The sequence below is a fragment of the Gilliamella sp. Bif1-4 genome (genome assembly GCF_001690535.1).
GTDB lineage: Bacteria > Pseudomonadota > Gammaproteobacteria > Enterobacterales > Orbaceae > Gilliamella > Gilliamella bombi.
Map to the genome: position 1 here is coordinate 1 of NZ_LZHC01000089.1, position 2,482 is coordinate 2,482.

Here is a 2,482-nt window from a genome sequence, read left to right on the forward strand (position 1 = left end):
GTTCTTTTTCTACCGCTTCTTTTGCCTTGGATTCGGCTTTTATCCGGTCAATATGATTAAGCATCGTTAACGTTTCACCACCAATTTCACTCACTAAATGCGTTTGGTCGATGATGTCTTGCTCTTTTTGTTTGTTAAAAATGTGTTTGAGCTCGTTATTCGCCTGCTCAGTATCTCGGCTTAGTTCGTTGATATCTTGTTTTTGGGTGTCTTTGTTGCGGATAATTATCGTCCCTTCCGATACCGCTGAATGCGTCGTCGAATGCTCGCTTTCGTTTTTATTGCGACTGGTTGGCATCGATGGCATGCCGCTAGAGCTTACCCCTGCACTGCTGCTACTGACTTGGTAGTCCGCTTTGTTTTCGATATCACTAAAGCTGATTGTGCCGGTGTCAAGGCGGTTTTGGCTCTTGTCTTTCGCTTCTGAGGATATCACCGCACCTTTTAAGTCGGTGTTGTTCCCGACCTTAATGTCATAGCCACCACTGCCCGCAAAGATGCCCGATTGGTCGGTCACACTTTGCCAGTTGCTGTCCATTTTCGTTTTGCTCGCCGAGGCATTAATACTACTTGAGCCTCCATAAGAAAAACTTCCCCCTACCGAGGTTGACGTGCTTTTAGAGTGGAACTCATCGCTGTCTTGTTTCGATTCAATATTAAGGTCATGACCTATATCAGCCACCACCCTATTGCCTTTGACTTGCCCTGCAACAATGTTGGCATCATTACCGGTGATGATGGTGAGCTTGTTGCCTGCCTCTACCACACTTTCTGTCCAATCGGTACCGTTACCTTTTTCTCTGGATTTGCTTTGGCTAGCACTGGCCGAGATGGTAAAGCCATTTTTTTCTCCACCAAAGTTATAGCCCACACCTACCGAGCCACTGCTGCTTTTTTCTTTCGTCTCTGTTTTTATCGTGTTTTCTTGACCAATGATGTTGACATCATGGTTCGCTTTTAGCATCACATCATGACCGGCAGATACCTGACTGCCAATGATATTGATATCGCCACTCTCTTTTTGACCATTGCCCGTCGCAATAATGCTGACGTTATTCCCCGCTGAGATGCCACTACTTACCACAGTGTGTTGCTCTTGGTTTACCGTGCGCTCGGTTTTTTCATTGCCCAAACTGACATTAATGCCAATGGAGGCTTGTGGCGTACCATTTTGTAAATTAGCTCCTCCCTCTAGCGCCGCATTACCCGCTTGTAACCCCGCTTTAATATTCATCAGCGCTTTGGTTTTTTCATTGGTCTGCTTTTTCGCTTGCTCTCGGGTTTGGTTGGCGTTGTAAATATCACTCGCCGTGCCTGTTATCGAAACAGTAAGCCCTGATTTTTTGCGCTCATACTCTTCTTTATACGTCGTTTTGGCATCTAATGCTTCGATATTGACGTTTTCGCCTTGTAATTTGATGTTTTGTTGGGCGATGACATCACTGCCTTTAATATTTAGGTCTTTGCCCGCTTGGAGGGTGACATTGCCATTTGTGCTGCCCACAACACTGCCGACAAAGGCTTGTTCCGTATCGGTTTGTTTGAGATTTTCCCTTTCTTTACCCACCGTAAAACCAATTCCACCACTGCCCATTAATCCCGACTTTTTGGTCTTGGTTTCGTGTTTTCGGTAATACGACTCTTCCGCTGCATCAATCGTGATATCTTTCCCTGCACCAAGACTCACATTGTGCGTACCTACCACTTCACTGCCTGTAACCGTTAAATTGTTACCCGCATTAATGTTTACCTTATCACCATAAATCCCACTGCCTTTTTGGGTGATGTTGTCGACCGCTATATCTTCAGTAATTGAACCCTTATTAAGCAACCCTTTCGTTTTGGTTTTGTGATGCTCGGTTAACTGTAAACGTTCTTGTTCACTACCAATATCAATATCATGCTCGGCTAATAGGTTTATGCGCTTATCGCTCGATAGCTCCGCTGATTTCGCTAAAATATCATGCCCCGCAATTAAGTTTAGGTCGCCATGGGTTAAAATTTCACTGCCCACCACCTCTTCAATATCAACCTTGCGGGTGTGATTTTTATTCCATATTGAGTCTTGATAGCTTTGCGTTTTCAAGGTCGATAAATTGATGTCGTTCCCGGCAATGACGTTAGTGACGCCCTCTTCACCGCCATTAACCAACAAGGCCGCGCCTAAGTTGATGTCATGTCCCGCTTTTAAGTAAATATCACCATCATTGACGTTGATACTTGAAATCTGGTCAATCACGGTGTTTTTACTTTTGCTCGCACCGTAATGCGTTTCGGTGGTTGAGGTGGTGCTATTTAAGTTAATGTCGTTATTCGCTTGTAAATATGCCAATCTATCCGCATTTAATCTGCCACTGCTGTTGATGCTATCTTTCGCTTGAATAATGATGGCGCCCGCATCAATCAAACCTTGGTTATTGACGTTATTACCTAATAAGGCAACTCGGTTTTTACCTAATATCGTCCCCGAGGATTCGATATC

The 2,482-nt window shown here is 44.5% G+C and carries 1 protein-coding gene; it reads right to left on the reverse strand.

What is annotated here, in order from left to right:
- Positions 1–2,482: hemagglutinin repeat-containing protein (locus A9G25_RS12015; RefSeq protein ID WP_176701136.1), on the reverse strand; the 2,482-nt coding region annotated here is incomplete at both ends.